24 protein-coding genes are annotated in these 23192 nt (G+C 57.6%); 21 read left to right on the top strand and 3 right to left on the bottom strand.

Annotated elements, in window-relative coordinates; all coding sequences use genetic code 11:
* Positions 1-120: 120 nt before the first annotated feature.
* The gene (locus ABVS15_RS03795) at positions 121-708 is read left to right on the top strand and encodes a CDP-alcohol phosphatidyltransferase family protein (RefSeq protein ID WP_369282423.1); all 588 of its coding nucleotides are present in this window, start codon (positions 121-123) and stop codon (positions 706-708) included.
* A complete protein-coding gene (locus ABVS15_RS03790) occupies positions 701-1579 on the top strand; it encodes an MBL fold metallo-hydrolase (protein ID WP_369282422.1) in 879 nt (292 codons plus the stop codon). Before ABVS15_RS03795 ends, ABVS15_RS03790 begins: the two co-directional genes overlap by 8 nt.
* Positions 1580-1746: 167 nt before the next feature.
* Here the strand turns inward: ABVS15_RS03790 and ABVS15_RS03785 are convergent, their stop codons facing one another.
* Positions 1747-2385 carry an HAD family hydrolase gene (locus ABVS15_RS03785; RefSeq protein WP_369282421.1) on the bottom strand — a complete coding sequence of 213 codons (639 nt, stop codon included), beginning with the start codon at positions 2383-2385 and terminating at the stop codon, positions 1747-1749.
* 217 nt (positions 2386-2602) lie between these two features.
* Here ABVS15_RS03785 and ABVS15_RS03780 point away from each other — a divergent pair, with 217 nt between their 5' ends.
* From ABVS15_RS03780 to ABVS15_RS03750, 7 genes are all read left to right on the top strand, one after another.
* Positions 2603-3586 carry a DMT family transporter gene (locus tag ABVS15_RS03780; RefSeq protein ID WP_369282420.1) on the top strand — a complete coding sequence of 328 codons (984 nt, stop codon included), beginning with the start codon at positions 2603-2605 and terminating at the stop codon, positions 3584-3586.
* A 180-nt stretch (positions 3587-3766) separates the two neighbouring features.
* Positions 3767-4501 (top strand): SdpI family protein, encoded by a 735-nt coding sequence (locus ABVS15_RS03775; protein ID WP_369282419.1) that lies wholly within the window; start codon positions 3767-3769, stop codon positions 4499-4501.
* A 164-nt stretch (positions 4502-4665) separates the two neighbouring features.
* Positions 4666-5358, top strand: a complete 693-nt coding sequence (locus tag ABVS15_RS03770; RefSeq protein ID WP_369282418.1) for a FadR/GntR family transcriptional regulator — start codon at positions 4666-4668, stop codon at positions 5356-5358.
* A gap of 188 nt (positions 5359-5546) precedes the next feature.
* A complete protein-coding gene (locus ABVS15_RS03765; RefSeq protein ID WP_369282417.1) occupies positions 5547-6551 on the top strand; it encodes a lipoate--protein ligase in 1005 nt (334 codons plus the stop codon).
* A 72-nt stretch (positions 6552-6623) separates the two neighbouring features.
* A complete protein-coding gene (locus ABVS15_RS03760; protein ID WP_369282537.1) occupies positions 6624-7565 on the top strand; it encodes a thiamine pyrophosphate-dependent dehydrogenase E1 component subunit alpha in 942 nt (313 codons plus the stop codon).
* Complete coding sequence (locus tag ABVS15_RS03755; RefSeq protein ID WP_369282416.1) at positions 7562-8536, top strand: alpha-ketoacid dehydrogenase subunit beta; 975 nt, start codon at positions 7562-7564, stop codon at positions 8534-8536. The genes ABVS15_RS03760 and ABVS15_RS03755 overlap by 4 nt, the downstream gene beginning before the upstream one ends.
* 12 nt (positions 8537-8548) lie before the next feature.
* Positions 8549-9055, top strand: a complete 507-nt coding sequence (locus ABVS15_RS03750; RefSeq protein ID WP_369282415.1) for an E3 binding domain-containing protein — start codon at positions 8549-8551, stop codon at positions 9053-9055.
* Between the two features lie 39 nt (positions 9056-9094).
* Here ABVS15_RS03750 and ABVS15_RS03745 read toward each other — a convergent pair whose 3' ends face one another.
* Complete coding sequence (locus tag ABVS15_RS03745; protein ID WP_369282414.1) at positions 9095-9805, bottom strand: MBL fold metallo-hydrolase; 711 nt, start codon at positions 9803-9805, stop codon at positions 9095-9097.
* A 380-nt stretch (positions 9806-10185) separates the two neighbouring features.
* Between ABVS15_RS03745 and ABVS15_RS03740 the strand changes: the two genes are divergently transcribed.
* The 7 genes from ABVS15_RS03740 to lpdA all read left to right on the top strand — a co-directional run bounded on the left by ABVS15_RS03740 (position 10186) and on the right by lpdA (position 18643).
* On the top strand, positions 10186-10704 hold the full coding sequence (locus ABVS15_RS03740) for a TRAP transporter small permease (protein ID WP_369282413.1): 519 nt from the start codon (positions 10186-10188) through the stop codon (positions 10702-10704).
* Positions 10704-12014, top strand: coding sequence for a TRAP transporter large permease (locus ABVS15_RS03735; protein WP_369282412.1), 1311 nt, complete (start codon positions 10704-10706; stop codon positions 12012-12014). The genes ABVS15_RS03740 and ABVS15_RS03735 overlap by 1 nt, the downstream gene beginning before the upstream one ends.
* 76 nt (positions 12015-12090) lie before the next feature.
* Positions 12091-13134, top strand: coding sequence for a DctP family TRAP transporter solute-binding subunit (locus tag ABVS15_RS03730; protein ID WP_369282411.1), 1044 nt, complete (start codon positions 12091-12093; stop codon positions 13132-13134).
* A 191-nt stretch (positions 13135-13325) separates the two neighbouring features.
* Positions 13326-14318 (top strand): thiamine pyrophosphate-dependent dehydrogenase E1 component subunit alpha, encoded by a 993-nt coding sequence (locus ABVS15_RS03725; RefSeq protein WP_369282410.1) that lies wholly within the window; start codon positions 13326-13328, stop codon positions 14316-14318.
* A gap of 21 nt (positions 14319-14339) precedes the next feature.
* The gene (locus ABVS15_RS03720; RefSeq protein WP_293010218.1) at positions 14340-15314 is read left to right on the top strand and encodes an alpha-ketoacid dehydrogenase subunit beta; all 975 of its coding nucleotides are present in this window, start codon (positions 14340-14342) and stop codon (positions 15312-15314) included.
* A 25-nt stretch (positions 15315-15339) separates the two neighbouring features.
* Positions 15340-16680: a dihydrolipoamide acetyltransferase family protein gene (locus ABVS15_RS03715; protein ID WP_369282409.1), complete on the top strand. Its 1341-nt coding sequence runs from the start codon at positions 15340-15342 to the stop codon at positions 16678-16680.
* A gap of 211 nt (positions 16681-16891) precedes the next feature.
* Positions 16892-18643, top strand: coding sequence for a dihydrolipoyl dehydrogenase (gene lpdA, locus ABVS15_RS03710; protein ID WP_369282408.1), 1752 nt, complete (start codon positions 16892-16894; stop codon positions 18641-18643).
* A 100-nt stretch (positions 18644-18743) separates the two neighbouring features.
* Here the strand turns inward: lpdA and ABVS15_RS03705 are convergent, their stop codons facing one another.
* Positions 18744-19205 (bottom strand): DUF4830 domain-containing protein, encoded by a 462-nt coding sequence (locus ABVS15_RS03705; protein ID WP_369282407.1) that lies wholly within the window; start codon positions 19203-19205, stop codon positions 18744-18746.
* A gap of 164 nt (positions 19206-19369) precedes the next feature.
* Between ABVS15_RS03705 and ABVS15_RS03700 the strand changes: the two genes are divergently transcribed.
* The 5 genes from ABVS15_RS03700 (at position 19370) to ABVS15_RS03680 (ending at position 23187) form a co-directional block, all read left to right on the top strand.
* On the top strand, positions 19370-20098 hold the full coding sequence (locus tag ABVS15_RS03700; RefSeq protein WP_369282536.1) for a pseudouridine synthase: 729 nt from the start codon (positions 19370-19372) through the stop codon (positions 20096-20098).
* Positions 20099-20242: 144 nt separating this feature from the next.
* Positions 20243-21334, top strand: a complete 1092-nt coding sequence (locus tag ABVS15_RS03695; RefSeq protein ID WP_293008056.1) for a CdaR family transcriptional regulator — start codon at positions 20243-20245, stop codon at positions 21332-21334.
* Positions 21335-21512: 178 nt separating this feature from the next.
* Positions 21513-22235: a WecB/TagA/CpsF family glycosyltransferase gene (locus tag ABVS15_RS03690; RefSeq protein WP_369282406.1), complete on the top strand. Its 723-nt coding sequence runs from the start codon at positions 21513-21515 to the stop codon at positions 22233-22235.
* On the top strand, positions 22232-22897 hold the full coding sequence (locus ABVS15_RS03685; protein ID WP_369282405.1) for a dTMP kinase: 666 nt from the start codon (positions 22232-22234) through the stop codon (positions 22895-22897). The genes ABVS15_RS03690 and ABVS15_RS03685 overlap by 4 nt, the downstream gene beginning before the upstream one ends.
* Positions 22870-23187, top strand: coding sequence for a hypothetical protein (locus tag ABVS15_RS03680; protein ID WP_369282404.1), 318 nt, complete (start codon positions 22870-22872; stop codon positions 23185-23187). The genes ABVS15_RS03685 and ABVS15_RS03680 overlap by 28 nt, the downstream gene beginning before the upstream one ends.
* Positions 23188-23192 lie beyond the last annotated feature (5 nt).

Below are 23192 nucleotides of genomic sequence, written 5' to 3'. Positions count from 1 at the left end.
CATATTTCGCGCTTGCTCAACACAGACTGGGCACGTAGGCGAAGGGATAAAAATCCCGTTTTTGTTGACGCTTCTGGGTCGAAGTGCTATCCTGATGGAAAAAGGGCGGGAGGGGAAGCCGTGGGGAATTTCCGCGTGAATTCATTGATGAAAAGCCCCGCAAACGTTCTGACGGCGGGCCGCATCCTGCTGTCCTTTCCTCTGGTCTGGGCCGCGCCCCTGTCTCCGGTATTTTATGTTCTGTATACGATGGCAGGCGTCACGGACATGCTGGATGGCCCGGTAGCCCGCAGAACCGGCACCGTGACCCGGGAAGGGGCCGTGCTGGACAGCATCGCGGATGCCGTGTTTCTGGCGGCGGCGCTCATCGTTCTTTTTCCGGTTTTGAGGGAGCGCTGCCCGAACTGGGGCCTTTGGCCGGTGTTGGCGGCGGCCGTGCTGCGGTGCGGGGCCTATGGCGTTGGCTTTTACAAATACCGCCGCTTTGCCGCGTATCACACGCGGCTGAACAAGCTCACCGGGGCGGCGCTGTTCTGCGCGCCCTATCTGCTGCCGTTTGGGGAGCATACGGAAGTGCTTTGGGCGGTGCTGTGTGCGGCGGCGTGCGTTTCGGCCGGGGAGGAATTGTTGATTCAGCTGCTGAGCAGACGGTATTATCCGGATACGCAAAGTGTGTTTGATGCAAAGAGGAGGGATTTCCATGTATGAATTGATTCAGGCGGCCCCCCACACGTACTATATCCAAAGCCCTGCCAAAATGGGAATCTGGAAGCCAGACGACGGTGACGCGGTGCTGATTGACAGCGGAGGAGACAAGGACGCGGGACGGAAAATCCAAAAGATTCTGGAAGCGCAAGGCTGGACACTGGGGTGCATCCTCAATACCCACGCAAATGCCGACCACAACGGCGGCAACAACCTGCTGCAAGCCCGGCTGGGCGTTCCGGCTTACGCACCGGGGATTGATGCGGCTATCACCACATATCCGATTTTGGAGCCGTCGTTTTTGTACGGCGGCTATCCCTGTCGGGAGTTGCGCAATAAGTTTTTGCTGGCCCAGCCCAGCGACTGCCGGACCCTGACCGCGGAAACTCTGCCGGACGGGCTTACCATGCTGCCGCTGCCCGGCCATTTTTTCGACATGTGCGGCTTTCAGACGGAGGATGGCGTGTGGTTTTTGGCGGACTGCCTCTTTGGCGCGAACATTCTGGAGAAGTACCATGTCAATTTCATCTACGATGTGGCGGGATATCTTCAAACCCTGGATTTGCTGGGGACGCTGGAGGGCAGTCTCTTCATCCCTGCCCACGCCGAGCCAGCGGAGGACATCCGCCCGCTGGCAGAGCTGAACCGGGCCAAGGTGCTGGAAATCTGCGGACTGATTCTGGAGCTGTGCGGGGAGCCGCTTTGCTTTGAGGAGCTCTTGCAGAAAATTTTCCAGCACTATCAGTTGACCATGGATTTCAACCAATACGTGCTGGTGGGGAGCACCGTCCGCTCTTATCTCTCCTATCTCCACGACAAGGGGGAGCTGGCGGCGGAGTTTTCCGAGTGCAAGCTTCTCTGGCGCAGAGCATAAGCCTTCCGCGGCCGTCTCCGGCCGCCTTTTGCGGGCGGGGGTGACCCGCTTAAACATGACCGGGAGCCCCCATACAGACCGATGAGCAGCGCTCGGACACTGAAACGGGCGGCACGGAAACTCCCGTGCCGCCCGCGTGCCCGTTTGTGCTGGGAAGATTCGCCCGCTTATTTTTTTAGAGGCCAGAGCAGCTCTTCAAAGCTTTTGATATACACGTCGCAAAAGCCACGCATTTCCGCTTCGTCCTTTGCGAAATAGCCGTCGTAAACGCCAACTACCCGCATTTTGGCGGCGCGGGCGCCCTTGCAGGCGGCGATGCTGTCGTCGAACACGGTGCATTCCTGCGGCTCTACGCCGCAGGCTTCGGCGGCATGGAGCCAGACGTCTGGGTCTTTCTTTTCAAGGCCCAGATCATGGGCCAGCACAATGCGCTCGAAATACTTATCCAGCTCCAGGTGCCCCAGCGCCGTGCGGCAATGGGTGGGTACGCTGCTGGTGACCACCGCCATCCGTCGTCCTTCCGCCTTGCATTGGCGCAAATACGCCCGGACGCCGGGCTTGACGGACACGCGCTCATAGAGACTTCCGGCAAGCTCCATCCACTCTTTGATGATTTCCTCGGGGGACTCGGGGAGATGGCAGTGGGCCTTGGTGAAGATAGCCGCCTTGGGCATGATGGTGTGGGCCACGCCTTCGTAAAATGCGTGAGTATAGGGCAGGCCGCGCCGGGCCAGAAATTCCCGGTCCACATCCTTCCAAATGCTGTTGGAGTCAATCAGCGTACCGTCCATATCAAATAAAAACATATGCGATCCTCTCTTTCCGGTCAAAGCCGCAAGGCTTTTTGGCAGCTTCCGGGCGGGCCTTGCGGCTTCATCCGGAGAATATTTCGGGGAAGACTTGCCATTTTTTCTTCCTGATGTTAAAATAATTGGGTTTTACGATTCTTTTGGGCGGAGAGACTCCGCCCTTCTTGGCATAATACGGGTATTTTATCATTTTTAAAGGATGGGAGCAAGAGCCATGCAAAAAACCACATTCATTCGCCAAAACGTATTTCCGATTCTGGCGGCCTTCATATGGGGAACGGCTTTTGTCGCCCAAAGCGTCAGCACGGAGTTTGTGCAGCCCTTCACCTTTAACGCCGCAAGGTTTTTTGTTGCCTTTGTGTTCACGCTGGGACTGGCGGTCCTGTTCCGTGCCCGGCGAAAGCGGGACTTTGGCGAACAGGCCAAGCCCCGGCCCCATTACCGCAGGGAGCTGCTGCTCAGCGGCCTTTGCTGCGGGGCGGCGCTGACACTGGGGAACAATCTTCAGCAGAAGGGTCTTGAAACCACCACCTCCGGCAAGGCGGGATTTATCACGGCGCTGTATATCGTGATTGTTCCCATTCTGGGGATTTTTCTAAAGAAAAGGGTGGGGAAGGAAGTCTGGGCCAGCGTGGCGCTGGCCGTGGTGGGGCTTTACTTCCTGTGTATCCGGGAGGGCTTTGCCATCGCCGAGGGGGACTTTTTCATGTTCCTGTGCTCCCTCTGCTTCTCCGCCCACATTCTCATGATAGACCATTTTACCGAAAAGGTGGATGGCGTGGAACTGTCCTGCGCGCAATTTTTGGTGGCGGCTGTTTTTTCTGCAGTGGGCATGCTGGCTGCGGAGCAGCCCTCATGGGAGGCGCTGCAAGCGTGCGTATGGCCTATTTTGTATGTGGGTGTTTTCTCCAGCGGCGTGGCCTATACGCTGCAAATTCTGGCCCAGCGGGACTCGAACCCCACGGTGGTGTCGCTGCTGCTGAGCCTTGAGGCCGTTTTTGCCGTGTTGGCGGGGGCGCTGCTGTTGGGCGACCGCATGAACGGACGGGAGTATTTTGGCTGTGGATTGATGCTGACGGCAGTGATTCTGGCGCAGATTCCATGGGGGGCCGGAAAGGCCTTGCCCGCGAGGGAGCCTGATAGGTCCGCAGTGTTCCCAGCGGAGGAAAGTGGGCAGACCCCGGCTCGGGAGGATTGACGGACCCGGCAGGATTCCGGGAGGGAAACCGGGGCTTGCCGCCATGGAAACCTCCCTTGGAAAAAGAAGAAAAAACCGCTCCCCAAGGTAGCGGCTTGCTTTACAAGCCGCCGGAGGTGTGATATGATTCCCCCGTTGCAGATTGTGCCCAGGAGGGCCTGAAGGAGGATCGTTTTTACCATGAGCAGTCAAAAATCAAAAAAGAACAGGCAGTCCGCCATGGAGCGGGAGGCGGAGATTGCCGCAGCGAAACTTCTTGGTAAGCAGATTTCAAAAGAGAAGGCGGCGGCGCTGCTGACTGTGACGCTGATTGCCTGCGCTTTGCCCATGATTTTGGGCGCCCGCCTGTGGAGCAGCATTCCGGAGATTGTGTCCAGTGGACTGGTGGGAAGCGGCGATAAGGACGACTCCATTCCACGCTGGGTGGTTGCCTTTGGCCTGCCGGGCTTTATGTGCCTGATGAACCTGATTGCCCACGGGCAGCTCATGGCAAATCAAAAGCGCATGACGATTCCCAAGCCCTATGTACGCCTGGTGGGCAGGTGGGGCTTTCCTTTGATTTCCGTCCTGTTTTGCAGCGGCATGATGTTGCAGTCCTCCGGCGGCGACCTGGCGCTGCCGTTTGTAACCCCCTGCATTCTGGGGCTGCTGTTGCTGATTTTGGGTGGTCACATGTGGGACTGCCCCAGAGATGCACGGATTGCCCTGCGGTTTTCCGCTACGGAGCACAGCGACACTGCGTGGCGGGCGGTTCATCTGTTTGCCGCCCGCGTCTGGATGGCAGCGGGGCTGCTGGTCATTGCCGGGGTGATGATTACCTCCACCTCCACCGTGATCACTGCCGCGCTGATCGCGGCGGCGCTGCTGGCCCCCGTGATTTATGCGGCGCGGCACGGGGACGCACATCAATTATAATGATTCTTCCGAAAAGCGCCGTCCGCGTGTACGGCGCTTTTTGGAGTTCTATGACTGATTTTTGGCAGTTATTCCAAAAAAAGACCCTTTTTTTCTATGCGTAGTTTATTGACGGCAAAAAAAGACGATGGTAGCATGGTATTACCAAACAAGGAGGCACAGCAATGCAGTTGGAAAAGATTCAATACGCACCGCCCAAAATTCCGGAGCTTGTAATGAAGGCGCTGCTCGCCGCGATTGACAGCGGCCATATTCGTGTGGGGGAGGAACTGCCCTCGGAGCGTGATCTGGCGGAGACGCTGGGCGTTGGGCGAGGCTCCCTGCGGGAGTGCTTTGCCATTTTGGAGTTTTTAGGCGCTATTGAAAACCGGGGAAACCGCAAGGTTGTGGTGCGGGATGCGGACTATATCCAAAAGGCCATGTCCTTTGTCCGCCTGTCCAACCAGCCGGATATCCGGCAGGATTTTAACGAGTTCCGGCGTATCAACGAGGTCGCGATTGTGGAGCTGGCCTGCCAGCGGGCCACAGAGGAGGATATGGCCACTATTCGTGAGGCAGTCTGCAATCTGGATGCCGAACCCGATAACTATATGAACGATGTGGCGTTTCACGACGCACTGGCCGAGGCCAGCCACAACGTGATGCTGGCTGCCACCATCCATTTGGTGGGCAGTCTGCTTGCGGACGTGCGGCGGCGGTTCTTTGGCCTGCCTGATTATCAGCAGCGCACACAGGATTCCCACCATGCTATTTACGAGGCGGTGAAGGCGCGGGATCCGGAGCTGGCGAAGCGGGAGATGACGCTTCATCTTGGAATTGTGGATGAATTTTTGCAAAAATACCCAGAGCGGGACTAATAAAAACAAATTTTTGTGCAATTACACTAATAAAATGAGGAAAGATTTGGACGGCGTTTGCCCAGTCTAAACTTGACTATGAAGAAGTTGAATGGTATGTTGGTCTTATAACCCGAGTGGTAAGACCAACATACCGTTTTACCGTCAGCCGGTGATTGGTAAGACCGAATTGTGACAAGGAGCGTGAATTGATCATTTGCAGTCTGACAAAGTACATGGAGACGGGATCGCAGAATCCCTATTATAATCTGGCGTTTGAGGAGACTGCGCTGGCCCGCAGAAGATCGGGAGATTATCTGCTTTTGTGGCAGAATGACAACACCATTGTCATTGGCCAGAACCAAAATGCCGAGGCGGAGATTAACCGCACCTTTGTGGAGGAACACGGCATCCATGTGGTTCGCCGTACCACTGGCGGCGGCGCGGTGTATCACGATCTGGGGAACCTGAACTATTCCTTTATCACCGACGCAGGAAATGCCGAGGAGCTGGCCATGGAGCGGTTTACAAAGCCTGTGGTGGCGGCGCTGAAGGGCCTTGGCCTGAATGCGGAGGCCTCGGGCCGGAACGACATTCTGGTGGAGGGACGAAAGGTGTCGGGCACTGCCCAACGGTTGCTGAAGGGACGCATTCTGCACCACGGGACATTACTGTTTGACGCGAATCCCGGCATGGTGGCCGGCGCACTGAACGCGGACCCGGCGAAGTTCCAGTCCAAGGGTGCAAAATCGGTCAAAAGCCGTATCGGGAATATCCGGGAGTTTTTGGCAGAACCTATGGACATGGCGGATTTCTGGAATTACCTCAAGACGGCGCTGGCGGGCGGCGGCCTCACGGCGGATTCCCTCACGGAAGAGGAGCTGGTTGCCGTGGAGAAGCTGAAACGGGAAAAGTACGACACCTGGGAGTGGAATTTCGGACGCTCTCCCAGATACGATTTTACCGACAAGCGCCGGTTTGATGGCGGGACGCTGGAGCCTAGAATTGCAGTGGAGAAAGGCCTGATTACGGAAATTGTATTTTACGGCGACTTTCTCTCCGTCAGTCCTCTGGACGAGCTGACGGAAGCATTAAAGGGCTGCGCCTTCCGGAGAGAGGACGTGGCGGCGGTGCTGGACCGCTTCCCGCTGACGGAGCTGTTTGGCGGGATTCAAAAAGAGGAAATTCTGGATACGATGTTCCGCGCGGAATAAAAAGGGGGCGGTTCCTTGAAAGCGAAGGAAACGGTTTGCGGAGCGGACTGGTATCGCGAGGCCTATCGGAGAATGGCTTTAATTCGGGCGTTTGAAACGAGGGCCGCCGACTGCTTTGCCCGCAGTGAACTGGCGGGCAACATTCATCTGTATATGGGGCAGGAGGCCAGCGGCGTGGGTGCATGCCTTGCCCTGCGGGCCTCGGATTATATCACCTCCACCCATCGGGGACACGGACACTGCCTTGCAAAGGGCGCACGGGCGGATCTCGCCATGGCGGAGCTGTTCGGCAAGGAAACCGGCTATTGCCGGGGCCGGGGTGGGTCCATGCACATCGTGGACGTAAGCCTTGGCATTCTGGGGGCCAACGGCATTGTGGGCGCGGGCATCCCGCTGGCGGCGGGCAGCGCTCTGGCGTCGAAAATCAAGGGCGACGACGGAGTGACCATGGCGTTTTTCGGGGACGGGGCTTCCAATCAGGGAACCTTTCACGAGACGCTGAATATGGCCGCCGTGTGGAAGCTGCCCATGGTGTTTCTGCTTGAAAACAACCAATACGGCGTCTCTACGGAGATTCACCGCATTACCAATACCGAGCGTCTTTCCGTTCGTGCAGGGGCCTACGATATTCCCGGCGTTACTGTAGACGGCACGGATGTAGAGACGGTTTTCCATGCCGCCGCCGAAGCGGTGGAACGCGCCCGTTCCGGCGGCGGCCCCTCTCTAGTGGAGACAATGGTATACCGATATCAGGGCCATTACTGCGGAGATCCCGCCGCGTACCGGCCCAAGGAATATTTGACGGAGGGGAAGTCCAAGGATCCTCTTAACAATGCACGCATGCGGCTTTTGAAGCTGGGCGCCGAGGAGACGGAGCTTGCCGACATCGACCGGGGCGTTGCGGAAGAAATCGAACGCGCTTATCAGTTTGCAAAAAATTCTCCTGACCCGGACCCGTCGGCGGTGATTGACAACGTGTATTCCTCCGACAACGAAAGGAGCGTGCTGCGATGAAGCTCACGGTGAGCAAGGCCATCGGCCAGGCGCTTCATGAGGAGATGGCCCGGGACAAAAACGTGATTCTTCTGGGCGAGGACGTGGGCGTTATGGGCAACGTGTTTGCTATCACCGCAGGCTTCCGGGACGAGTTCGGTCCCGACCGGGTGATCGACACACCCATCAGCGAGTCCGGCTTTACTGGCATCGCGGTGGGTGCGGCCATGCGCGGGCTGCGGCCGGTGGTGGAGTGGATGTACAACGACTTTATTTCCGTGTGTCTCGACCCGGTGATGAATCAGGCGGCAAAGCTGCGTTATATGACCGGCGGGCAGGTGAAAATCCCAGTGGTGTTCCGGGCGCCCATGGGCGCGGGACGGCGAAACGCCGGACAGCACTCACAATGTCTGGAGGCGCTGTTCACCCACATTCCCGGACTGAAGGTGGTCTGCCCCTCCACGGCGGCGGATGCCAAGGGACTGCTGAAGGCCGCCATCCGGGACGATGATCCGGTGGTATTTTTGGAGCACAAGCTGCTTTACGCCAGAAAGGAAGAGATTCCCGACGGTGAGTACCTCATTCCGCTGGGAAAGGCCGATATCAAGCGCCCGGGGAAGGATGTCACCATCCTCACATGGTCCCGTCAGGTGCTGTTTGCGCTGGAGGCCGCCGAGACTCTGGCGGCGGCGGGAATCGACGCAGAGGTCCTGGACCTTCGGACGCTGGTTCCGCTGGACTGGGAGGCGGTTCGTACCTCCATATGCAAAACCCACAACGCTGTGGTTGTAGAGGAGGGTGTGAAGCGTGGCGGCGTGGGCGCAGAGTTGTCCGCGCAGATTACGGAAGAACTGTTCGACGAACTGGATTCCCCCGTGGGCCGCGTGGCGGGGATGAACGTCGTCTCTCCGTTTTCCCCCGTGCTGGAGGATGCCCAATTTCCCCATCCCGAGGATATCGTGGCCGGCGTGAAAAAGACGCTGGGACGCTGAGGGAGGGCGCGTATGGCTGAGAAAACAAGGCTCCGCGCGTCGCCCTATGCCCGCAAAGGTGCGCGGGAGCTGGGTGTGGCGCTGGAAACGCTGAAAGGCACCGGCCCCAGCGGGAGAATTGTCCGGCGGGATGTGGAGGCCGCTGCAAGGTCGGAGGGAAAGCCTCCGGCAGGGACTGTTCCGGAATCGACTGCCGGGTATTATGCCACGGCGGACGTGAGGGAATTGCTGGCGGCGCTGAATACACTGGGCGGTGTGCTGACCTTTCCCATATTCGCGGAGCGGGCGGCGACCCGGCTGGGAGTGCCCCTGCATCCGGTGGAAAGCGGCGTGGAGGGTGCGATGCCCGCGCTGCGTCCCGGTGGCAGCGCCGTTTTGGCGGTGGGGGATGTGACCGCGGACGAAACCGTGCGCATCCACCTGACCTATGACCCCACAATACTGAGCGGTGGGGCGGCGGCAGACCTCCTGCGCGCCATGAGAAGTTTTTTGGAAAAGCCGTTGACCATGTTGATTTAAAGCAAAAAAGGAACGCGCAAAGCGCGTTCCCGAAGCGTATCAAAAGCGTTCCTGTTGAAGCGGATTGAGAAATAGCCGCACATCCTCTGCCAGGACCTGCTCCGCGGCCCGGATAGCCGCGCGGCGGTAGGTGTAAATGTCGTCCTGCTCAAAGGGGAGGTGATATACCGCCAGATGACGGGGGCGGATGAACTGCTCAATGAACTTCCGTCCCTTGCTCAGCGTTATCCAGGGAAAGTTCAAAAGCGCCAGGTCCACAGGCCCGGTTTCCAGCAGGAATTCCCGCAGGACGGGGCTGGCCACAGCGCAGTCTCCCGCAATCAGAATCCGGAAGCCATCATGGTCTAAAAGACAGCCGTAATGCGCCACCGCGGCGTATTCCTTCCCCTCGTGGGGCAGGCGGACGAACCGGATGGACAGCTCCGGAAGAACCAGCCTTTCATGGGGCTGAGAAAGCAGGATTTGACGCTCAAACTGCCGCTCCGGCAGAATTACCTCCGCAAGGGGCCAACGTTTCATGGCCTGCGCCAACAGGCGGCGGGAAAAGTGGTCCGGGTGGCAGTGAGTGCAAAAAATCAGGTTGGGCTGTTGAAAGTCCGGATGGGCCGTCACGGCGGATTGAAGCGCGGGGGAGAGGACGGAAAAGCCGGAGACGGGCTCCTCGTGCACAGCGTCCACCCAAAGACGGATGCCGCCCAGACGCAGGGCGACCCCGGCGTTGGCGCTGAATGTGATCTGGCGCAGCGGCATGGCGCAGGACTCCTTTGCAGCAAAGCGTTGAATGGTCCACCCCAATTTCACGGGCAGGGCCGACCTTGAGTATAGCACGACGGCTGAAAAAAGCCAATAAAATTCCGTGTCTTTTTATAAACGGCGCGATTTATGATAAATGCCCTTTTTACTTTGTGCAAAAGTTGGAATACTGAACGGAACGGTAGCTTTTTAAAATTGCGTTTTTGTGTGTCTTTGATAAATTTGTCCACATTAGCAGAAACTAAAATTTTCTGTGGAGCGGCACCCGACGAAGGAGAACCTTTGCACCGCCGCCTGAGCGCATAGCTGATACTTTGAAGGCGGCAGGAAAAGTCTCCGAAGGAAGGACCGCGGTATTAACAGGAGGGATTAATCGAATGAATGTCTACAAAAAAATCATGGATGTCGTCGCCACGGTTGAGAAGCTGATTCTCTGCGTGGGTCTGGCGTTCATCACGGCCATCACCTTTGCAAACGTGGTGGTGCGGAAAATGACGGACAGCCAGTTTGCCTGGACCGAGGAAATGGTCATCAATCTGTTTGTTCTTCTGATCATGCTGGGTTGCGCGCTCTGCGCCAGAGAGGGCAGCCTGATCAGCCTCTCCCTGATTTTTGATCTGCTGAAAAACCGGAGCAAAAAAATCTTTGTCTCTATTATTACGGTGGCAAACATCGCGTTCTATCTGGTGCTGATGAAGACGGGCTTTGACAAGGTGGCGGTTCAGCTGGCCAATGGAAAGCGCACCTTCTCACTGGGCTGGCCCGAGTGGGTATTCACAATTTTCCTGCCCATCGGCTGCGTGTTTTTGATTCTGCATACCATTGAGTTCTTTATCGATGTGATGAACAACAAAGCGGACTGTGTAAAAACCGGGGATGAGGGAGGAAACGTCTGATGATCAACCTGATTTTATTCGGCACCTTCTTCATCATGCTGTTTTTGAACATACCCATCAGCGTGGGTCTGGGCCTTTCCTCTGTTCTGGCGATGGTTTACGCCGGGGATAAGCTCTCCGTGGTCCCCACCAATGTTTACAATGGCATGGCAAAGTTTCTGCTTTTGGCGATTCCGTTTTTCGTCCTCTCCGGCAACATCATGGCAAAGGCCGGAATTTCCACCCGCCTGGTAGAGTTTATTGACGACTGCATCGGCCATCGCCGCGGCGGCATTGCCATTGTGTGCGTCATTGTGGCCTGCTTCTTCGGTGCGATTTCCGGTTCCGGGCCTGCCACCGTGGCGGCGCTGGGTATTATTCTGATTCCCGCCATGATAAACCGGGGCGGCTTCTCCGCGCCCTTCTCCGCGTCCCTGATGGCGTCGGCTTCGTCCATCGCCATTGTCATTCCGCCCTCCATCTCCTTCGTGGTGTATGCCTCTATCACCGGCGTATCCGTTGGCGATATGTTCATGGGCGGCATTCTCCCCGGCATTCTGATGGGCTTTGCTCTGGTGGTCATCATCATGATCGAGGTCCGCGTGAAGGGCTTGCAGGCCTCCCGTGAAAAGGCCTCCTGGAGCGCCCGCTGGAAGTCTTTCCGCTCCGCGTTCTGGGGCTTTTTGATGCCTGTGATTATTCTGGGTGGTATCTACGGCGGTATTTTCACACCGACCGAGGCCGCCGCCGTCTCTGTGGTGTACGGCTTGATTGTCGGCGTGTTCATTTACCGCGAGGTGAAGTGGCGCGACCTGTATGACCTGCTGGTAGACTCCGGCAAGACCACCGGCAGCATCATGCTCATCATCGGCGGCGCCACGCTCTTCTCCTATATCTGCACGGTCCACGGCATCGCCGGCGCGGCCCAGACGCTGCTTCTGGATATCTCGGGAAACAAGTACGTGTTCCTGCTGATTGTCAACGTGATTTTCCTGATTGCAGGCTGCTTCGTGGACGCAAACTCCGCCATGTATATCTTCATCCCCATCATGTATCCCGTGGCGGTGAAGCTGGGCATCGACCCCATTCATTTCGGCGTGCTGTCCACCGTGAACATGGCCATCGGTCAGGTAACTCCGCCCGTGGGTGTGAACCTGTTCGTGGCCATCGGAATCAGCGACAAGCTGAAGAATATCAAGGACAAGACGAGAGTGACCATTGTGTCCATGTCCAAGGCTGTGTGGCCCATGATCGTTGCCTGTGTGATCACGCTGCTGATAGTCACCTATGTGCCTTTCTTCTCCACCGTGTTCCTGGGCGCTGCGACCTGATTGAAAGGATCTGCCGTCACAAGAGTGATTTCAGATACGCAACTTGACCTGCCATCAAAATTTGAGGAGGAACATTATGAAAAAGTTTCTTGCACTGGCCATGGCGCTGGCCATGACCGCGACGCTGCTGGTCGGCTGCGGCGGCGACAAGCCCGCCTCTTCCGGCACGGGTTCAGGCTCCGCCGCTGGCGGTGACGCCACCTTTGAAAAGGCGACATGGAAGTTTGCCTGCTCCGCCACGGAGAACACCGTTTGGGCGGATATGGGCCGCGACTTTGGCCAGATGGTGTCCGATGCCACAGGTGGCGCCATCACCGTGCAGGTCTATGCCGCCGACCAGTTGACTGCCGGTAATCAGTCCGAGGGCATTCAGGCCGCCATCGACGGCACCACCGAGTTGTCCGCTCACTCCAACCTGATTTATTCCGCGTTTGACCAGCGGCTGAACGTTGTCTCCCTGCCCTTCCTGTTCGACTCCTTCGAGGATGTGGACGCGAAGCTGGACGGCGACGGCGGAAAAGCACTGGGCGAGGTCGTTGAGAGCATGGGCCTGCACCTGCTGGGCATCGGCGAAAACGGCTTCCGTCATCCCACCAACAGCGTCCGCCCTATCGCATCTCTTGCCGACATGAAGGGCCTGAAGCTCCGCGTGGCCGGTTCCGAGCTGCTGAGTGCCGCCTATGGCAAGTGGGGCGCCAACTGGGCCAACGCCAACTGGTCCGAGGTTTACACCGGCTTGCAGACCAAGACCTATGACGGTCAGGAGAACCCGCTGCCTACCGCTGATGGTGCCTCCATCGCCGAGGTTCAAAACAATGTTACCTATTGGACCGGCGTGTATGACTGCATTTTCTTCACCATGAACGGCGAGCTGTACGATTCTCTGTCTCCCGAGCTGAAGGCCATCGTTGACGAGTGCGGGCAGAAGGCCGCACAGAATCAGCGCAAGCTTGAGCGGGAAGAGGATCAGAAGATTCTGGAAAAGTGGAAGGCCGCAGGCATCACTGTAACAGAATTGACTCCCGAAGCTGTTGAGGAGTTTAAGACTGCTTCTGCGCCTTTGTACGATGAGTTTGCCGATAAGCTGACCCCCGAGCTGATTGGTGCCTTCACGAAGTAAACACCTGTTCTCTGATAAAAATCGAAAGATTTTAAGTTGCGTTCATTGGGAAAGCGTGGCTGCAGTGGTCTGTTGCCACGCTTTTTCAGAATCATTTGCGTGAAAAATTTGACAGTTTGGTCAAAATCAATTGGTTAAATCTATAATTTCGACAAAAAACCGACAACTGTCGGCAGAAGGGAGTTTTTCCTATGGCAACAACAAAAGCCGCAAAGGCAGCATATACCCAGGACCAGGCCAGGAAATTTTATGAGACAATGTCCACCATCCGCCATTTTGAGGAGAGTATTAAGCATGACTCTCTGGCCGGCGAGATTCCCGGCTTTGTGCATCTGTATATCGGCGAGGAGGCCATCGCCACCGGGGTGTGCGCCGCGCTGCGGAATGACGACTCCATCGAGTCCACCCACCGGGGCCATGGCCACTGCATCGCCAAGGGTGCCGATGTCAACCGGATGATGGCCGAGATTTTTGGCAAGAAAACGGGCTTGTGCGAGGGCCGTGGCGGCTCCATGCACATCGCGGATTTCTCCGTCGGCATGCTGGGGGCCAACGGCGTCGTGGGCGGCGGGTACAACCTTGCCACCGGCGCGGCGCTGGCCAACAAAACAGTTTTGAAAAACGACAAGGTTTCTGTGGTGTTCTTTGGCGACGGCGCCTCCAACCGCGGGACTTTTCACGAGGCCATGAACGTGGCCTCCGCGTGGAAGCTGCCCATTATCTTTATCAATGAGATGAACTGCTGGGCCTCCACCACGCCCTATCGCACTACCTGCAACCTTGAAAACATTTCCGACCGCGCGGCGGGCTATCATATCCCCGGCGTGATTGTGGACGGACAGGATGTTTTTGCCGTGTATGATGCCGCCGTAGAGGCCGTTGCCCGCGCCCGGAGAGGGGAGGGCCCCACCTTCATCGAGGCCAAGACCTACCGCATTGAGGGACATTTCGTGGGCGACCCCGAGCTGTACCGCACGAGAGAGGAAACCCAGAAAATCTTCCACGACACCGATCCTCTCCAGATGTTCCGTAAGAAAGCTGAGAAGCTGAAGGTGATGACCGCCGAGGAGTGCGACGCCGTAGACGCGGACTGCGTGGAAAAGATCAAGGCGGCCAAGAAATTCGCCATGGAGTCCGAGTATCCCGATTCCAGTGAATTTATGAAGTACGTCTACGTGGACTAAGAACTGAGGAGGATGACGACAATGCGTGAATTAACGTTTTCTCAGGCCACCTGTGAAGCGATGGCCGAGACTATGGAAAAGGATGACAAAATCTTTGTGATGGGCGAGGACCTCGCCCGTCAGGGCGGCATCTTCGGTCAGTTCAAGGGCCTGCCTGAGAAATTCCCTGGTCGGATTATTGATACGCCTATCTCCGAGACGTTCATCATCGGCGGCGGCGTGGGCGCGGCTTTGGCCGGGGCCCGTCCCGTGGTGGATATGCACTTTGCCGACTTCATCGGTGTTGCCATGGACGAGGTGTTCAACCAGATGGCCAAGGCGCGCTATATGTTCGGTGGTCAGGCAAAGGTACCTCTGGTGCTCCGTGCACCGGATGGCATGACCTTTCAGGGCGCGGCCCAGCATTCCCAGTGCGTGGAGGCGTGGTTCCCCCACATTCCCGGCATCAAGGTGGTGGCCCCCTCCAACCCCTATGACGCAAAGATGGTGCTGATTGCCGCCATTGAGAGCGACGATCCTGTCATCTATTTTGAGAACAAGATTCTCTATAAGGAGAAGGGCAAGCTGCCCGAGCTTGCCGATCAGGTGCCCTATACGCTGGGCAAGGCCCGCGTGGAGCGGGAGGGCAGTGACGTGACCATCGTATCTTACTCCATCGGCATGAAAAATGCCCGGGGCGCGGCAGACCTCTTGGCGAAGGACGGCATTAAGGCCGAGGTGATTGACCTGATCACCCTGTCCCCCTGGGATAAGGAGACGGTGCTGAATTCTGTGAAGAAGACCCACCGGCTGTGCGTGGTTCACGAGGCGGTGAAGCAGGGCGGCTTCGGCGCGGAGATCTCCGCCACCGTAGCCGAGGAGGCCATGGAATATCTGGACGCTCCCATCCTGCGGTACGGCGCTCCGTTCTGCCCCATTCCCTTCGCCCCCACGCTGGAGAAGATGGTGCGCGTGTATCCGGAGGACCTGTACAAGGGCATCAAGGGCATGTTTTAATGCCTGATAAAGGAGATTTTCAAATATGGCAACTGAAGTATTGATGCCTAAAATGGGTCTGACCATGACCGAGGGCACCATTGAAGAGTGGAAGAAAAAGGAAGGCGAGGCCGTTCGGGCGGGCGACATCCTGTTTTCCGTGGCTACGGATAAGCTGACCAACGACGTGGAAGCCGACACCACCGGAACCCTTTTGAAGATTCTCTTTGGCGAGGGAGAAACGGTGGAATGCAAAACCGTCATCGCATGGATTGGCGCGGAAGGCGAGGCGATTCCCGGTGCACCCGCAGCTTCTGCAATCCCGGCTGCCGCTGCGGCACCCGCCGCGCCTGCTGCGACATCTCCAGCTCCGCAGGTTTCCACGCAGACTGCGGAGCGCGCTCCCGGCGATTTTGTTCTGGCAATGCCCTATGCCCGGAAGCTGGCAAAAGAAAAAGGCTATGACCTGTCCCGGATTTCCGCCACCGGCCCCAAGGGAACCGTGGTGGCACGGGATGTGGAATCCTTCACCGCGGGTCCCAAGACCAGCCCCATGGCTGCGAAGCTTGCTGCGGAGCTGGGCGTGGATCTGACCGGCCTGAACGCCGACGGCAGGGTGATGAAGGCCGACGTGTTGGCCGCTGCCGGAAAGGCTGTCGCCGAGACGCGGAGCGTGCCTGCGGGCGTGCAGGGCAGCAACGACGAAGCCCCCCAAAAAGTGGACCCGCTGCGCCGCAGCATCGCCGCCAACATGACCGCCTCCTGGCTGACCTCTCCCCGGGTGACCTATACCCACCCCGTGGACGCCACCGCCATGAAAGACCTGCGCGCCAAGCTGAAGGACGGCCTGAAGGAGCGGGGAATCAAGCTGACCTACAACCACATTCTGATGAAGGTGGCCGCCAAGGCGCTGACGGAGTTCCCGGATATCAACTCCAGCTTTGGGGACAATCTGCTGACCCACCACACCCATGTGAATATCGGCCTTGCCGTGGCCAAGGGCACGGGACTGATCGTCCCCAACGTAAAGAACGCCGAGGCCAAATCTCTGGCGGAAATCGCGCAGGAAACGGAGGGCCTGATTGCCGCCACGCGGGAGGGAAAGCTCTCCATGGAGGATATGACCGGCGGAACGTTCACCATTTCCTCGTTGGGGCCTTATGGAATTACCAATTTCTCACCTATTATCAACCAGCCCGAGCTTGCGATTCTGGGTGTGTGCGATATGGTGGACACCCCTGTGGTACGGGATGGCGAAATCGTGATTCGTCCTATGATGAACCTGTGCCTCACCGCCGACCACCGGGTGGTGGATGGCGTGATGGCCTCCAAGTTCCTCCAGCGCCTGTGCGAGCTGCTGGAAAACCCGTATATGCTTCTGGTGTAAAGAGGAGACTTCGGCCCCCCTTTAGATTCCTCCACACCAGTGACGCCGGTCACTGGTGAACGCCGCCCAAGGCGGCTGGGATTGTGTATCTTTGTCAGGCGCATGTCCTGACAAAGATAATTAAGTTGGTTTTCCGCAGCGAGGAGAAGTATTTTGGGGGCCTGGCTAAGGCCGGGCCCCCTGCCTGATTGAAGAAAGAAGGACATTTACTATGGCAACTGAAGTTCTGATGCCGAAAATGGGCCTGACGATGACCGAGGGCACCATCGAGGAGTGGAAGAAAAAAGAGGGTGAAGCCGTAAAATCGGGGGACATCCTGTACTCCGTGGCCACCGACAAGCTGACCAACGACGTGGAGTGCGACACCGACGGCACGCTGCTGAAAATTCTGGTGGGCGAGGGCGAGACGGTGGCGTGCAAGACCGTGGTGGCCTACATCGGCCAGCCGGGAGAGGCGGTTGCCACCGCGGGCGGAGCGGCCCAGGCGTCCTCAGCACCCGCAGCGGAACCCGCCGCAGCCGCACCCGCATCCACTCCGGCGGCAGCCGCACCGACTGGTGGTGCGAAGACCGTTCTGGTGGTGGGCGGCGGTCCTGGCGGCTATGTTGCCGCCATCCGGGCGGCGCAGCTGGGCGCCAAGGTTACGCTCATTGAGCGGGAGCATTTGGGCGGCACCTGCCTGAACATTGGCTGTATCCCCACCAAATGCCTGCTTCACAGTGCAGAGCTGATCTCCCAGATTAAGGAGCAGGGTGCGGAAATTGGCGTAAAGGTAGATAGCGTTACAGTTGATTTCCCTCAGTTGATTTCTCACAAAAACGATATTTCCAAAAAGCTGACGTCCGGTGTTGCGGGCCTTTTGAAGCTGAACAAGGTGACAAAGCTTGACGGCGAGGTTGTCTTTACCGCACCCAAGACCCTGCTGGTGAAAAAATCCGACGGGTCTTCCGAAACCATGACTGCCGATGCCATCATCGTGGCCACCGGCTCCGTCAACTTCGCGCCGCCCATCCCCGGACTGAAAGAGAATCCCAACTGCATCGACTCCACCGGCGCATTGAGTCTTGAAAAGCTGCCAGAGAGCATGGTGGTCATCGGCGGCGGCGTGATCGGACTGGAACTGGCCTGCGCCTACTCCGCCTTTGGCACGAAAATTACGGTGGTAGAAGCGCTGGATCACATGCTGCCCATGCTGGATAGCGACCTTACGGAAATTGGCGTGGCCCACATGAAGAAGATGGGCATGGAGTTCCATTTGGAGTGCCCCGTGCAGGCCGTGGAAGCATCCTCTGTGGGCGCAAAGGTCGTCTGCAAAAATAAGGCGGGAGAAACAGTCAGCTTTGAGGCAGAGAAGGTTTTGGTGGCCATCGGCCGCCGCGCCAATACTGCGTCTTTGAATCTGGAGGCCGCTGGGCTGAACAACGACCGGGGCCGCATTGTCGTCAATGAAAAGATGGAGACCAACGTCCCCGGCGTATATGCCATTGGTGACTGCGTGATGGGCTACGCCCAGCTTGCCCACACCGCCTCCGCCATGGGCGAGGTGGCCGCGGAAAATATCTGCGGTGTGGCTGCGGTGTACGACGAGAAGACCAACCCCACCTGTGTGTATATGGAGCCGGAGGCCGCCGGAGTGGGCCTCACCGAGGAGCAGTGCAAGGCAAAGGGTATTGCTTACAAGGTGGGGAAATTCCCCATGAGTGCCAACGGCAAGGCCCTGATTCTCAATGGAGGCGAGGGTCTGGTGAAAATTATTGCCGACGAAAAATACGGCGAGGTTTTGGGCATGCACATCATTGGGCCCCGGGCCACGGACCTCATCGCCGAAGGCGCGCTGGCCATTCGGCTGGAGGCCACGGTGGAGGAGCTGATTTCCACGATTCACAGTCATCCCACCGTCACGGAGACGATGCGCGAGGCGGCGCTGAACGTGGAAAAGCGAGCCATTCATACCAAGAATTAAACGCGCACCCTCTTTGAAAATACTGCCGCCCGCCGTAAAACTACGGCGGGCGGCGGCATGTTGAATTTTTTTGGCCCGGAGCGGGAAATTTAAAGTGCGCTTATTCAGGAAAGTTCAGACCCGCCTGAAAGCCGTTTGCCCCGGTGACAATGATGTCCCCTGCCGCCGGAAGCCCCTCGCAGAGATACAGATTTACCTGCACGCCATCAGGATGCCCCGGATAGTTCAGAACGCTGTATGTATAGCGGGTGACCTGTTGTCCCTTCAACTCCGCCAAATCAAAGCCCTGCTCCCTTTGAAGATCGTTATAGTCTTCATAATCCTCCGTCAGGGGGTCAGGAATGCGGATTTGCAGGGTGGATACCGGGTCGGGGGAAACCTCCCAGCCCAGCTCCTTCAAATAGCCGATGCGAGCCTCCTCCGTGTCCAGCCGCGCGGCGCCGTCCTCCGCCGGACTGCGGAAAATACCGCCGAGCACCACCAGCAGAATTGCCAGCGCGGCCAGCAGCACCGCTGCCGCAAGCACCCGTTTCTTTCGCAGATGCGCCGTCCAGATGAACATAAACAACCATTCCTTTCTCCCCGCACGCCGCAAGCTGCAGCGCGCAAAACCATGACACGTTGGACAAACTTTCCTACCCTTACGTCATTTCCTTATTCCATTCGCCGCCGGGATATGCTAAAATTAAGGACAATCGCAACGGAAAGGGGGAGTGAGCCGTGGAAATGCAGAGACTGGACAAGCTGCTTTCCGGCACGGGAAAATGGTCCCGGCGGGAGGTAAAGCTGCTGGTGAAGCAGGGGCGGATTTTGGCCGACGGCGCTCCCGCGCCCTCACCGGAGGCAAAGTACGCCCCGGAGACTGCGGTTCTGTCAGTGGACGGAGAGCCTGTTATGCTGTCCCGATACACATGGGTGATGCTGAACAAGCCTGCGGGCGTTCTCTCCGCAACGGAGGACGGGCGAGGCCGGACCGTTCTGGACCTTCTGCCAACCGAGCTGCAAAAGCTGGGGCTGTTTCCGGTGGGACGGCTGGACAAGGATACGGAGGGACTGCTTCTGCTGACAAATGACGGGCAGACCGCCCACCGGATTCTCTCCCCGAAATATCATGTGGACAAGGTGTATTACGCAAGAACGGCTGGGCGGCTGGAGGAAGTGGACTGCCGGGCGTTCGAGTCGGGCATGACGCTGGAGGACGGCCTTGCCTGCCTGCCTGCGGGGCTTGAAATTCTGTCAGTAGGGGAGACGAGCGAGTGCCTTGTGACGCTCCGGGAGGGAAAATTTCATCAGGTAAAGCGGATGCTGGCGTTCCGGGGAAAGCCCGTGCTGTATCTCAAACGGCTGTCCATGGGCAAATTGCCTCTGGACGCAGCGCTTGAGCCCGGCGGCTTTCGGCTCTTGACGGAAGGGGAGCGGCAGATGTTACAAAATGGCGGAAAAGGAATCGTTTGAAAGCTGAATATCACACAAAAAGCCGTCTAAAATTTTGTTGAAAAAAGAAAAAAAGTCTTGCATTTTCACAAAAATGTCGATATAATATGGGCATTGACAGAATGCACAAAGAAAAACGCAGAATGTGCGCTAGGAGGGCCGGCAATGTCGGGAAGAATTTTTCAGAATGTAGTCCTGCAGCTCAAGGAGAACGCGGACCGGACGGTGGGCGTGATCGACGGAGAGGGAATCGTCATCGCGTGCAGCGAGCTTTCCATGATCGGGCAGCGGTGGGCGGAGTTTGTCCCCGCGATCAATACCGCAGGGGGGAGTATGGTGGTTTCCTCCGGAAAGACGTTCAAAGCGCTGAACGGCTGGGGGGCGCAGTTTGACTATGCCGCGTTTGCCTTTGGCGACAACGAGATCAGCAAAACAGTCTGTGCCCTTGCCGCTGTGGCGCTGAATTCCGCCAAGTCCTATTACGAGGAAAAGCACGACCGTGGCTCGTTTATCAAGGATATTATCACCGACAACATCATGCTGGGCGACATTTATATGCGTGCCAAGGAGCTACGGGTTTCCAGCGACGTGGCCCGGGGCGTGTTTGTCATTCGCTCCCTGAAAAAGACCGAGTCCGTCCCCACGGACGCGATTCAGACCCTGTATCCTGACCGGCAGAACGATTTTGTTCTCTCCGTGGGCGAGGGGAACGTGGTTTTGATCTGCCAGCTTCCCGAGGGGGCCGGCGTCCGCGAGCTGAACAAGATTGCGGCCTCCATTGAGGAGGCGCTTCAGGTGAGCGGCGAGCCCGCCGCTGTGGTGGGTATCGGCACCGTGGCGACCCATCTGCGTGATTTGGCCAAGTCCTATAAGGAGGCGCAGATCGCCATTGAGGTTGGCAAGGTGTTTGACACGGAGAAATACGTCATCAATTATGAAAACCTCGGCATCGGCCGTTTGATTTATCAGCTTCCCACCACACTGTGCGAGATGTTCTTGCAGGAAGTGTTCAAGAAGAACCCCATCGACGCGCTGGATAAGGAGACGCTGTTCACCATCCATAAGTTCTTTGAGAACAACCTCAACGTCTCCGAAACCGCCAGAAAGCTGTTTGTCCACCGCAACACGCTGGTGTACCGGCTGGAGAAAATCAAAAAACTCACGGGTCTGGACCTGCGGGAATTTGACGACGCCATCACCTTCAAAGTGGCGCTGATGGTCAAGAAATACCTGACCTCCCGGGGCATTGACGCCTGATTGAAACAGGAAAAGAGCGGACGCTGCGTCCGCTCTTTTTTTCTGCGGTAAGGTGCGTTTTGCCCGCCGTTCCAGGGGGCAGCGCGGACAAATTCAGGAATTTTTGCGTTGGACAAAGGTCCCCGGATATGATATAATACTAAGCTGTATGAGTGTGAAAAATGTACGAGGTGTTTCCATGCGGATTGATGTGCTGGGCGTGGGCTTTGACAATGTGACCATGGCGGAGGCCGTGGCAGAGGGGCAGCGCCTTTTGAATACGGAGGGAGTGCATTATGTTGCCACTCCCAACCCCGAAATCATAGAGCTTTGCCGGGAGGACCCGGAGGCCCTAAGCGTCGTGAACGGCGCGGCCCTGGTTTTGCCGGACGGCATCGGTGTCATTAAGGGTGCGGCGATGCTGGGGACTCCCCTGAAGGAAAAAACGCCGGGAATTGAATTTGCGGAGCGTCTAGTGGGGAAACTGGCAGAGGAGGGAAAGTCCCTTTACCTGCTGGGGGCGAAGCCGGGGGTTGCGGAGGAGGCGGGAACCCGTCTTGCCGCCCGCTATCCCGGACTGAGGATTGCCGGGACCCACGACGGCTATTTTAAAGAGGATGCTCCCGTGGTTGAGGGTATCCGCCGCAGCGGCGCGGACTGTGTGTTCGTGTGCCTTGGCGCTCCGAAGCAGGAGCTGTGGATGGCGAAAAACGGAGAGGCCACCGGAGCGCGCCTACTGTGCGGGCTGGGAGGAAGTCTGGACGTATTTGCGGGCCGGGTGGAGCGTGCTCCGGAATTTTGGTCCCGCCACGGGCTGGAGTGGTTTTACAGACTATGCAAAGAGCCTCGCCGCCTTGGGCGCATGATGAAGCTGCCTCTGTTTCTGGTTCATGTGCGCACAGAGAGGAGACGGCGGAAATGAGCGGAAAGCTGATTGTGTTCGAGGGGACCGACGGGTCCGGCAAAGCCACGCAGGCCAAGCTGCTGGGAGAAAGACTGAGGAAAATGGGCGTTCCCTTTTTGGAAATTGACTTTCCCCGATACGGAAACCCATTTGCCGAGCCTGCCAGACTGTATCTGGACGGGGCGCTTGGGAAAAATCCCGGAGATGTCAGCGCCTACGCTGCTTCCACGCTGTATGCGGTGGATCGGTACGCCTCCTATAAGCAGGACTGGGGCGCGACCTACGAGGCCGGAGGTCTGATTCTTGCCAACCGCTATACCACGTCCAACGCGGTGCATCAGGCGTCCAAGCTTCCGCCCGCCGAGCGGACGGACTTTTTAAACTGGCTGTTTGATTTGGAGTATTGCCGTATGGGGCTTCCAAAGCCCGATCTGGTGCTCTATCTGGATTTGCCCACGGAACTTTCGGAACAGATGCTCCGTCAAAGGGAGCGCAGCACCGGGGTCAGGGCGGATATCCACGAGCAGGACGACGCATATCTGCGGGAATGCCGGGAGAGTGCCCGGCAGATTGCCCGGGACCTTGACTGGACGGTGGTAAACTGCGCCAGAGACGGAAAGATCCGCTCTGCGGAGGAGATTCACGAAGAGGTGTGGAGCAGAATGGAGAGCTATCTGTAAAGCTTGTCCACCTTACGCATTGGCAAAACGGGACGCAACGCGTCCCGTCTGCCCTTGGAGGTGGATCAGCAGCAGTTGTCGTTGCAGCCGCAGTTGTTGTTTCCGCAACTGTTTCCATTGAATCCGTTCCCGCAGCAGCAGAAGAGAAGAACGATGATGATGAGCCACCAGCAGGAGTTGTTGCCATTCCCCGAGTTAAAGCACATGGATTTGTCACCTCACTTAAAAGTCTTTGTGATAGTCTATGCACGGGTTTGCAAAAGGGAGACTTGGCCACTAAAATTTTTTAAATGCG

Source organism: Oscillibacter sp. GMB15532, from assembly GCF_041020825.1.
In the GTDB taxonomy this organism is placed as follows: Bacteria; Bacillota; Clostridia; order Oscillospirales; family Oscillospiraceae; genus Oscillibacter.
This window is presented reverse-complemented; position numbering and strand designations above follow the sequence as displayed.

What these genes read in the sequence shown, in the direction of transcription:
- ABVS15_RS03790 (WP_369282422.1), top strand. Translation starts at nt 701, where the DNA reads ATGTATGAATTGATTCAGGCGGCCCCCCACACGTACTATATCCAAAGC.
- ABVS15_RS03785 (WP_369282421.1), bottom strand. Translation starts at nt 2,385, where the DNA reads ATGTTTTTATTTGATATGGACGGTACGCTGATTGACTCCAACAGCATT.
- ABVS15_RS03780 (WP_369282420.1), top strand. Translation starts at nt 2,603, where the DNA reads ATGCAAAAAACCACATTCATTCGCCAAAACGTATTTCCGATTCTGGCG.
- ABVS15_RS03775 (WP_369282419.1), top strand. Translation starts at nt 3,767, where the DNA reads ATGAGCAGTCAAAAATCAAAAAAGAACAGGCAGTCCGCCATGGAGCGG.
- ABVS15_RS03770 (WP_369282418.1), top strand. Translation starts at nt 4,666, where the DNA reads ATGCAGTTGGAAAAGATTCAATACGCACCGCCCAAAATTCCGGAGCTT.
- ABVS15_RS03760 (WP_369282537.1), top strand. Translation starts at nt 6,624, where the DNA reads ATGGCTTTAATTCGGGCGTTTGAAACGAGGGCCGCCGACTGCTTTGCC.
- ABVS15_RS03755 (WP_369282416.1), top strand. Translation starts at nt 7,562, where the DNA reads ATGAAGCTCACGGTGAGCAAGGCCATCGGCCAGGCGCTTCATGAGGAG.
- ABVS15_RS03750 (WP_369282415.1), top strand. Translation starts at nt 8,549, where the DNA reads ATGGCTGAGAAAACAAGGCTCCGCGCGTCGCCCTATGCCCGCAAAGGT.
- ABVS15_RS03745 (WP_369282414.1), bottom strand. Translation starts at nt 9,805, where the DNA reads ATGCCGCTGCGCCAGATCACATTCAGCGCCAACGCCGGGGTCGCCCTG.
- ABVS15_RS03740 (WP_369282413.1), top strand. Translation starts at nt 10,186, where the DNA reads ATGAATGTCTACAAAAAAATCATGGATGTCGTCGCCACGGTTGAGAAG.
- ABVS15_RS03735 (WP_369282412.1), top strand. Translation starts at nt 10,704, where the DNA reads ATGATCAACCTGATTTTATTCGGCACCTTCTTCATCATGCTGTTTTTG.
- ABVS15_RS03730 (WP_369282411.1), top strand. Translation starts at nt 12,091, where the DNA reads ATGAAAAAGTTTCTTGCACTGGCCATGGCGCTGGCCATGACCGCGACG.
- ABVS15_RS03725 (WP_369282410.1), top strand. Translation starts at nt 13,326, where the DNA reads ATGGCAACAACAAAAGCCGCAAAGGCAGCATATACCCAGGACCAGGCC.
- ABVS15_RS03720 (WP_293010218.1), top strand. Translation starts at nt 14,340, where the DNA reads ATGCGTGAATTAACGTTTTCTCAGGCCACCTGTGAAGCGATGGCCGAG.
- ABVS15_RS03715 (WP_369282409.1), top strand. Translation starts at nt 15,340, where the DNA reads ATGGCAACTGAAGTATTGATGCCTAAAATGGGTCTGACCATGACCGAG.
- lpdA (WP_369282408.1), top strand. Translation starts at nt 16,892, where the DNA reads ATGGCAACTGAAGTTCTGATGCCGAAAATGGGCCTGACGATGACCGAG.
- ABVS15_RS03705 (WP_369282407.1), bottom strand. Translation starts at nt 19,205, where the DNA reads ATGTTCATCTGGACGGCGCATCTGCGAAAGAAACGGGTGCTTGCGGCA.
- ABVS15_RS03700 (WP_369282536.1), top strand. Translation starts at nt 19,370, where the DNA reads ATGCAGAGACTGGACAAGCTGCTTTCCGGCACGGGAAAATGGTCCCGG.
- ABVS15_RS03695 (WP_293008056.1), top strand. Translation starts at nt 20,243, where the DNA reads ATGTCGGGAAGAATTTTTCAGAATGTAGTCCTGCAGCTCAAGGAGAAC.
- ABVS15_RS03690 (WP_369282406.1), top strand. Translation starts at nt 21,513, where the DNA reads ATGCGGATTGATGTGCTGGGCGTGGGCTTTGACAATGTGACCATGGCG.
- ABVS15_RS03685 (WP_369282405.1), top strand. Translation starts at nt 22,232, where the DNA reads ATGAGCGGAAAGCTGATTGTGTTCGAGGGGACCGACGGGTCCGGCAAA.